The sequence below is a fragment of the Phenylobacterium sp. genome, from assembly GCF_036263695.1.
Lineage (GTDB): Bacteria > Pseudomonadota > Alphaproteobacteria > Caulobacterales > Caulobacteraceae > Phenylobacterium.
In genome coordinates this window covers 1-6,871 of record NZ_DATAGM010000008.1, presented here as the reverse complement: position 1 = coordinate 6,871, position 6,871 = coordinate 1, and the positions used below count along the sequence as shown (strand labels likewise).

10 protein-coding genes are annotated in these 6,871 nt (G+C 69.9%); 5 read left to right on the top strand and 5 right to left on the bottom strand.

Annotated elements, in window-relative coordinates; genetic code table 11:
* The first annotated feature begins 3 nt into the window (after positions 1-3).
* Together VHK87_RS00255 and VHK87_RS00250 are read left to right on the top strand one after the other, a co-directional pair.
* On the top strand, positions 4-657 hold the full coding sequence (locus tag VHK87_RS00255; protein ID WP_329632895.1) for a DnaJ family molecular chaperone: 654 nt from the start codon (positions 4-6) through the stop codon (positions 655-657).
* 98 nt (positions 658-755) lie between these two features.
* Positions 756-1,046: a hypothetical protein gene (locus VHK87_RS00250; RefSeq protein WP_329632894.1), complete on the top strand. Its 291-nt coding sequence runs from the start codon at positions 756-758 to the stop codon at positions 1,044-1,046.
* Between the two features lie 115 nt (positions 1,047-1,161).
* On the opposite strand, the gene VHK87_RS00245 is transcribed toward VHK87_RS00250, so the two are convergent.
* Positions 1,162-1,767 (bottom strand): hypothetical protein, encoded by a 606-nt coding sequence (locus VHK87_RS00245; RefSeq protein ID WP_329632893.1) that lies wholly within the window; start codon positions 1,765-1,767, stop codon positions 1,162-1,164.
* On the bottom strand, positions 1,764-2,456 hold the full coding sequence (locus VHK87_RS00240; RefSeq protein ID WP_329632892.1) for a HupE/UreJ family protein: 693 nt from the start codon (positions 2,454-2,456) through the stop codon (positions 1,764-1,766). The genes VHK87_RS00245 and VHK87_RS00240 overlap by 4 nt, the downstream gene beginning before the upstream one ends.
* Before the next feature lie 108 nt (positions 2,457-2,564).
* On the opposite strand from VHK87_RS00240, the gene VHK87_RS00235 reads away from it, so the two are divergent.
* Complete coding sequence (locus VHK87_RS00235; RefSeq protein WP_329632891.1) at positions 2,565-2,852, top strand: putative quinol monooxygenase; 288 nt, start codon at positions 2,565-2,567, stop codon at positions 2,850-2,852.
* A 7-nt stretch (positions 2,853-2,859) separates the two neighbouring features.
* On the opposite strand, the gene VHK87_RS00230 is transcribed toward VHK87_RS00235, so the two are convergent.
* A complete protein-coding gene (locus tag VHK87_RS00230; RefSeq protein ID WP_329632890.1) occupies positions 2,860-3,771 on the bottom strand; it encodes an SMP-30/gluconolactonase/LRE family protein in 912 nt (303 codons plus the stop codon).
* Between the two features lie 57 nt (positions 3,772-3,828).
* Positions 3,829-4,347: a dihydrofolate reductase gene (locus VHK87_RS00225; RefSeq protein WP_329632889.1), complete on the bottom strand. Its 519-nt coding sequence runs from the start codon at positions 4,345-4,347 to the stop codon at positions 3,829-3,831.
* Between the two features lie 315 nt (positions 4,348-4,662).
* Here VHK87_RS00225 and VHK87_RS00220 point away from each other — a divergent pair, with 315 nt between their 5' ends.
* Together VHK87_RS00220 and VHK87_RS00215 are read left to right on the top strand one after the other, a co-directional pair.
* Positions 4,663-5,859, top strand: coding sequence for a sensor histidine kinase (locus VHK87_RS00220; RefSeq protein WP_329632888.1), 1,197 nt, complete (start codon positions 4,663-4,665; stop codon positions 5,857-5,859).
* Between the two features lie 56 nt (positions 5,860-5,915).
* Positions 5,916-6,296 carry a response regulator gene (locus VHK87_RS00215; protein WP_329632887.1) on the top strand — a complete coding sequence of 127 codons (381 nt, stop codon included), beginning with the start codon at positions 5,916-5,918 and terminating at the stop codon, positions 6,294-6,296.
* A 22-nt stretch (positions 6,297-6,318) separates the two neighbouring features.
* Here the strand turns inward: VHK87_RS00215 and VHK87_RS00210 are convergent.
* Positions 6,319-6,871: serine hydrolase (locus tag VHK87_RS00210; protein ID WP_329632886.1), on the bottom strand; the 553-nt coding region annotated here is incomplete at its 5' end.

Genomic DNA, 6,871 nt, shown 5'->3' with positions numbered 1-6,871 from the left:
AGCGTGGACGACGCCGAATGCCCCGACTGTCCGGCGGGACTGCCCGGCGAGGATCCTGCGTTCACGACCGCCGTCACCGCCCTCGGCGCCAAGCTCGCCAAGGCCGATGGCCGCGCCGACGTGCACGAGTTCGCCAGGTTTTCCGAGGTCTTCCAGTCCGACCCGGGCTCCGAGCGCAACGTGCGCCGGCTGTTCCAACTGGCTCGCCAGACCACCCATGGCTTCGAAAGCTACGCCAGGCGCCTGGCCCGGCGCTACCGCGGCTGTCCGCAGCTGCTGGAAGACGTGGTGGACGGGCTCTTCCACATCGCCGCATCGGACGGAGCGGTCTCCGATGACGAGTTGGCCTACATCGGCCGGGTGGCGGAGATCTTCGGCTTCTCGCCGCTGGTGTTCCGGCGGCTAAAGGCGACCCATCTCGGCTCCGACGCCGACGATCCCTACACCATCCTCGACGTCCCGCACGACGCCAGCGACGAGGAGATCCGCGCCGTCTGGAAGAAGATGCTCTCAGAGGCCCACCCGGACCGGGCCCGCGCCCGCGGGCTGCCGAGCGAGTTCATCGAGGTGGCCGAGGCCAAGTCGGCCGCCATCAACGCCGCCTTCGACACCATCATGCGCGAAAGGCGCCAGATTGCGCTCGCCGGAGCGGCATGATGACGCCGCAATCACAGCATTTCGTGAGTGTGAGTTGACCGGCGGGATCGCCGGGCCGACATTTCCGTTGAGCCGGAATAGCCGGCCGTGAGGAGACGATGGACAGGTTGACCGCTGGCAAGCCGCGTTCCGCCCTGCGCACCCTGGCTCTGGTGGGCGGCGCGCTCGCCACGGCGGCCGCTGTGACCGTCGCCGCCGTGCTCGCCGTCTTCGCGGCCGCCACGGTGGTGGTGATCGCGGTGATGTCGAGCTTCCTCCTGATGTTCGCCGGCGCCGCCCTGCGCGCCCGCCGCACCGCCCGCGCCCGCGCGAGCAACAACGGCATCATCGAAGCCCGCAACGTCGGCGGCCACCACTGGGTCGCCTACGGCTGGAACGAGCGGGCTTAAGGCACACAAATCACCGCTCATCCCGGCGAAAGCCGGGATCCATCCCGAACCTAGCTACTGACGCAGTGGTCTCGATGAACGCCGTCTGGATCCCGGCTTCCGCTGGGATGAGCCGTTAGTGCCCCTGGGGCGTCACGCCCGGCGGCGGGTAGGGGCGTAGGTCGTAGAAGCCCGCGAGGCGGACGGTGACGGTCACCGGCCGGCCCTCCAGGTTGCGGAAATACCAGCCGTGGAAGCCCTCCATGGGCGCGGTGAAGGACCCGCTCATGCCCTTGGCCGGCTCGCCCTTCAGCGGGTCTGCGGTGCGGTAGGTCATCACCTTGATGCGCGGGCTGGGCAGGGTCTCGCCGTGGAAGTCGGAATAGACCTCGCCGTCGGCGCTCCAGGCGTAGACGAAGGCCTGGCCGGGCACCATCCAGACCTTCCGCTCGGTGTCGGAGCCCTCCTGCCCGCCGGTCTCCAGGCGGATCGTCAGGGTGTCGGACCGCCAGGGCCGGGCGGCCTCGATGGCCACCGCGCCGGCGCCATCGGGCGGCGTGACCGCCACCTCCCGGCTGGCGCCCATGCGGGTAAGCCCTGTCAGCCGGCCGAAGCCCGTCGGGTCGACCGCGTACTCGGCCGGCAGCACGAGGAGGACGGTGACCAGGGTTCCGGCCGCCAGGGCGGTGAGCGTCCAGGCGAGGAGACGCCTGCGCGAGGGGCCCGGCCGCTCGGCGCTCATGCGCTCCTCCCGAGGACGTAGCCGGCCAGCTGCATCTGGGTCAGCACGAACCCCGCGGTCATCAGCGCCACGTTGGCGGCGACGGCCTGGCGCGCGAACGCGGGCCTGGAGCGCCACCAGCCCATCAGCGCCAGGATCATCGCCAGCGCCAGGAACTGCCCAAGCTCGACGCCGACGTTGAACGCCACCATGTTGGCGACCAGGCCGTCAGGGGAGAGCTTCAGGTCCTGCAGCTTGGTCGCCAGGCCGAACCCGTGGGCCAGGCCGAAGGCGGCCACCATGGCCCGGGTGTCCGGGCTGGCGCCGAACCAGGTTTTGAACGCCCCGAGGTTGTCGAGCGCCTTGTAAACCACAGACAGCCCGATCACCGCGTCCACCAGGAACGGGTCGGCGCGCACGCTCCCGAGAACGCCCACGAGCAGCGTCGCGCTGTGGCCCAGGCTGAACAGGGTGACGTACAGCGCCACGTCCTTCAGCCGATGGAGGAAGAAGACCACCCCCACCAGGAAGGCCAGGTGATCGTAGCCGGTGACCATGTGCTTGGCGCCGAGGTACAGGAAGGCGGCGATCTGCGGTCCCGGGTTGGCCTCGATGAAGGCGGCGTCCCCGCTTCCCACCCCGTGCGCCAGGGCCGGGCCCGCGAGCGCCAGCGTTGCGATCGAGAGCAGGGTGGCGAGCGCGCGGTGCACGTCTTGGCTGTAGCCCGGCTCGGCCGCCCGCGCCAGACCTGCGCCCTTGCCGCCCCGCGGCGCCGCCTCTACGGTCGCGCCCGCTCAGCATCTGAGGAGGAAACGGGCATGATCGCGCTGGTGGCGACGCTGAAGATCCAGGACGGCAAGAACGCCGAGTTCGAGGCGGTCTTCCGCGAGCTCTCGCAACAGGTGCGGGCCAACGAGCCCGGCAACCTCCTCTACCAGCTGACCCGCACCTCCGAGCCCAACACCTACAAGGTGCTGGAGCTCTACAAAGACGAGGCAGCCACCGCCGCCCACCGCGACGCCGAGCACTTCAAGGCCGCCGGCCCCAAGCTGGGCGCTGTCCTCGCCGGCCGGCCGGAGATCGAGCGCCTGACGACGGTCGACTGAGCGGCGCTCAGGCGCTGAAGTTCAGCTTCAGGCCCGGCCTGGGCCACCTGGCCTTCACGAGCTTGCCGGTGGCCGAGAGGGTGATCCAGGCGTCCATCATGTCGGCGCCGCCGAAGCAGATGTTGGTCACCACCAGGTCGGGGAATCCGAAGTGCTCGGTGGTCCCGTCCGGGTCGAAGGCGGTGATCCCGCCGTTGATGATGGTAGCCACGCACACCTTGCCGCCGGCCTCGACCGCGAGGCTGTCGAGCAGCTGGTAGCCCTGCAGGTTGCAAACCACCCGGCCAGGTCCGAAGCCCTCCGGCGGCTTCAGCCGGCCGGGCTCAGCGACGTCGAAGGCCCAGAGGCGACCGAGCGTGGTGTCGGCCATGTAGACGACGCGCTCGTCCGGCGAGAGGCCGACGCCGTTGGGCGAGACGAAGTGGTCGCGCTGGCGGCTGATCAACGAGCCGTCGGGCCTCGCGTAGTAGAGCGCCCCGAACTTGCGCCCTTCTGGCGTGCCGCAGCCGTGGTCGGTGAACCAGAAGCCGCCGGTCCTGTCGAAGACCAGGTCGTTCGGCCCCACCAGCCTGCGGCCGTCGCAGGCCTCGTAGAGGGTCTCGAGCCTGCCGCTCGCCGGGTCGAACCGCTGGATCGAGCCGCCCTTGTGGGTGTCCGGCGTCGGGCCTGGGATGGTCAGCCCGTTGTTCTCCAGCCACTGGAACGAGCCCCCGTTGTTGGTGATGCAGATGGCGCCGTCCGGGCCTATAGCGGCGCCGTTCGGCCCGCCGCCGGTCTCGCAGACCGTCTCGCGGCGCCCGTCAGGGAAGATCCGCGTCAGCCGCTGGCCCTTGATCTCGGTCACGATCACCGATCCGTCGGCCATGGCGATCGGCCCCTCCGGAAACTCCAGCCCCTCGGCGACGACCTCGAACTCCATCGGCCCGTTCCTCCGTTCTTGCGTTCGAGGTAACCGGCTCCCGCCGGGGAAAACAACTCAGCGCCGCTCGAGCACCTTCAGCACGAAGGGATGCTCATCGTCCGGGCCCGCGGGGTGAGCCTCTTCCCTGACCACCGTCCACGCGCTCTCGTCGAAGGGGGCGAGGAACACGTCGCCCGCCACGTCGGCCAAAACGTCGGTGAGGTAGATCCGCCGCGCCCGCGGCAGCGCCAGCTCGAAGAGCGAGGCGCCGCCGATCACGCAGACTTCTTCGGCGCCGTCCTCCTCCGCCTGCTCCCGTGCGATCTGCACGGCCTCGGAGAAGTCCTCGCAGGTGATGGCGCCCTTGGGTTGGAACGAGCCGTCGCGGGACAGGACGATGTTGGTCCGCTTCGGCAGCGGCTTCAGCGGCAGGCTCTCCCAGGTCTTGCGGCCCATGATCACCGGCTTGCCGAGGGTCAGCGCCTTGAAGCTCTGCATGTCGGTCTTCAGCCGCCAGGGCAGGCCGCCGTCCTTGCCGATGACGCCCTTCCGGTCGCGGGCGATGGGACCGGCGGTGAGGATGGCCTTGGGCATGGCCGCGTTCTAGCCAGCCGCGGCGCGTCTGTCTCGGGCGCCCGCGTTTCACATTCGGCTCCGTGGCCCGCCCGGCGAGACGCCGCGTTTCGGCATTGCGCTAGCTCGCGTGCCTGTGCATGACCCTCCCGACCCAAGGGAACGTCGGGTTGTCGACAGCGTTGCCGTAGCGGGGTTCGCCCCCGGAGGACAGTGAATGGGTTCTGTAGCGCTCGATCAGGAGGCGCCGATCGCGGCGCCTGCCGCCGAGCACGACCTCGAGGACTTTTTCGAGAACGGCTCCCTCGGGCTGCACATCGTCGACCGCAGGTGATCGTGCGGGCCAACAAGGCTGAGCTGGAGCTGCTCGGCTATCCGGCCCACGAGTACGTCGGACGGCCCGTGGCCGATTTCCACGCCGATCCGGAGACAGTCGCCGACGTGCTGCGGCGGCTGAAGGCCGGCGAGCGGCTCGACAAGTACCCGGCCCGGCTGCGGGCCCGCGACGGCTCGATCAAGTACGTCCAGATCAGCTCCAGCGCCCTGTTCCGCAACGGCGAGTTCGTCAACACGCGCTGCTTCACCGTGGACGTCACCGGGCGCGACGAGGGCGCCCGGCGGCTGGCGGAGAGTGAACAGCGCGTGCGGGCGCTGCTCGATGCGCTGCCGATGGCCGTCTACACCACCGACCGAGAGGGCCGGATCACGTACTGCAACGAGGCCGCGGTGGAGTTCGCCGGCCGCCGCCCCGAACTCGGCGTCGACCTCTGGTGCGTCACCTGGAAGCTCTATTGGCCGGATGGTACGCCGCTGCCGCACGACGAGTGCCCGATGGCCCTGGCGCTGAACGCCGGCGAGGAGCTGCGGGGCGTCGAAGCGGTCGCCGAGCGGCCGGACGGCACGCGAGCGACCTTCACGCCGTTCCCCACCCTACTGCGCGACGCCGACGGCGAAGTGACCGGGGCGATCAACGTGCTGGTGGACATCTCGGAGCGCAAGCGGGCCGAGGAGGGCCAGAAGGTGCTGATCGACGAGCTGAACCACCGGGTGAAGAACACCCTGGCCACGGTGCAATCGATCGCCCGGCACACCCAGCGCAGCGCGCCCGAGGACTTTTCCACCCGCTTCGAGGAGCGGCTGCTGTCGCTCAGCAAGGCTCACGACCTGCTGACCCGCCGGCAGTGGAGCGGCGTGGGGTTGCGCGAGCTGCTGGAGCAGGAGTTCGCCCCCTATGCCCGGGGCGCCGAACGGCGGGTGCGGCTGGACGGCCCGGACCTCACCCTGCCGGCCCGCATCGGCCTGGCGCTCGGCATGGTCGTCCACGAGCTGGCCACCAACGCCGCCAAATACGGCGCCCTCTCGGCCGACGGCGGCCAGGTCCAGCTGACCTGGACGCTGGATCGACTGGGCGCCGATCCTGCCCTGGCGATGCAGTGGATCGAGACCGGCGGGCCGCCGATGGTCGAGCCCACCCGGCGCGGCTTCGGCCTCCGGCTGATCGAACGCAACATCACCAGGGACCTGGCCGGATAGGTCGACCTGCGTTTCAAACCTGAAGGACTGCAGTGCTCTCTCGCCATTCCGCTCGCGTGACCGGCGCCGACGCGTCGGACGAGGGCCTCAAGGGCCTTCAGGTGCTGATCGTCGAGGACGAAGGCCCGGTCGCCCTGCTGATCGAGGACATGCTCGAGGACCTGGGCTGCACCGTCGTCGGCAGCGCCGCCAGCGTGGCCGAGGCGCTGAGGCTGGTGGAGGCCGGCGGCTACGACGTGGCCCTGCTGGACGTGAACATCGCCGGCCAGAGCGTGCTGCCGGTGGCCGAAGCCCTGGTGCGCCGCGGGGCCCCCTTCGCCATCGCCAGCGGCTACGGCCCAGCCGGCGTGCCGGACAGCCTGCGCCGCGTGCCGGTGATCCAGAAGCCGTTCCGTCGGCAGGAACTGGAAGACGCCTTGTGCGCGGCGCTGGGCTGACGGTCCACGGCTCGTCCGGCTGTCAGAGCTCTTTCGCCGCATCGCGGACAGCGGCGAGGAAGGCGATCTGGGCCGCCCCGAGCTCGCGACCGGTCGCCTGCGGCCAGGCCGAATTGACCACCACCACGAGCTTGTCCTTCGGCAGTGTCACGATCGATTGCCCGAAGATGCCTCTCGCGGCGTAGCCGTCGGGGATCATCCACCAGAAGTAGCCGTAGCCGGGCGGGGGCGCTCCATTGGTGATCTGGGGCGTGGTCGCCTGAGCCGTCCACCCTTCGGGTAGGATGCGCTTGCCGCGCGCCACGCCGCCCTCCAGCATGAACTGTCCGATGCGCCCGTAGTCCCGCAGTGTCATGGACATGCAGCAGCCGCCGCGCTCGTGGCCGGCGAGGTCCAGCATCCAGATGCCGTCCCGCTCCATGCCGATAGGCTTCCAGAGCTTCTCGGAGGCGTATTGGGAGAGTGTCTTGCCGGTGGCTTTGGAGACCAGCACGCCGACGAGGTCGGTCTCGCCTGTGTTATAGGTGAACTTCTCGCCAGGCGGGTTGGCCCGCGGCAGCTTGCGCATGTAGCTG

What these genes read in the sequence shown, in the direction of transcription:
- VHK87_RS00235 (WP_329632891.1), top strand. Translation starts at nt 2,565, where the DNA reads ATGATCGCGCTGGTGGCGACGCTGAAGATCCAGGACGGCAAGAACGCC.
- VHK87_RS00230 (WP_329632890.1), bottom strand. Translation starts at nt 3,771, where the DNA reads ATGGAGTTCGAGGTCGTCGCCGAGGGGCTGGAGTTTCCGGAGGGGCCG.
- VHK87_RS00225 (WP_329632889.1), bottom strand. Translation starts at nt 4,347, where the DNA reads ATGCCCAAGGCCATCCTCACCGCCGGTCCCATCGCCCGCGACCGGAAG.
- VHK87_RS00250 (WP_329632894.1), top strand. Translation starts at nt 756, where the DNA reads ATGGACAGGTTGACCGCTGGCAAGCCGCGTTCCGCCCTGCGCACCCTG.
- VHK87_RS00245 (WP_329632893.1), bottom strand. Translation starts at nt 1,767, where the DNA reads ATGAGCGCCGAGCGGCCGGGCCCCTCGCGCAGGCGTCTCCTCGCCTGG.